Source organism: Vibrio sp. 1078-1 (genome assembly GCF_033340475.1).
The window spans coordinates 1-500 of the sequence record NZ_JAWOWM010001001.1 but is presented as its reverse complement, the minus strand read 5'-3'; the positions used below and the strand labels follow the sequence as shown (position 1 = coordinate 500).

Sequence of the window (500 nt, the reverse complement as noted above, 5' to 3'; positions counted from 1 at the left end):
CAAAGGATTCACCAATAAACGGAAGGCAACCCACAACACCCCAACCATCAACAGCAAAATTTTTATCGCTTCTGTCGTGAGTAGAAAAAAGAACTGTTGCCATAAATCTTGATAGACGGCGCTAAGGTCAGACTGCACAGTCAGCTCTGCGAGCTCAAACGTTTTTTCACCCACACTAAACTGCATCGGCCAACGCCTCTCAACCACATCTTGCGTGATTTCTGTTCCGAGCTCGATGATAACTTCGTCTTTGGTAGCAATGCGTAGGTAATCCACCGAAGGCAAACGCATCGCCCCCAGCGCTTGGGTGAGTAACAGCTCACGGTCTTCAACCCACAAACTGGCTGAAAAGCTGGAGAGGTAGCTCGACTCCACTTGTTTTAAGTCGGTGTCGAGATGGGACAACTCTTCTTGAAAATCACGATATAAACTGATGGCAGAAATGACTAACGTAAAGATCAAACTCAACGTTAAAACCGCCAGCATAAGCTGGTTACCGA

The 500-nt window shown here is 46.8% G+C and carries 1 pseudogene; it reads right to left on the bottom strand.

The features are described 5' to 3' along the window. Positions 1-500, bottom strand: a pseudogene (locus tag R7190_RS31295) (hybrid sensor histidine kinase/response regulator); the annotation flags it as partial.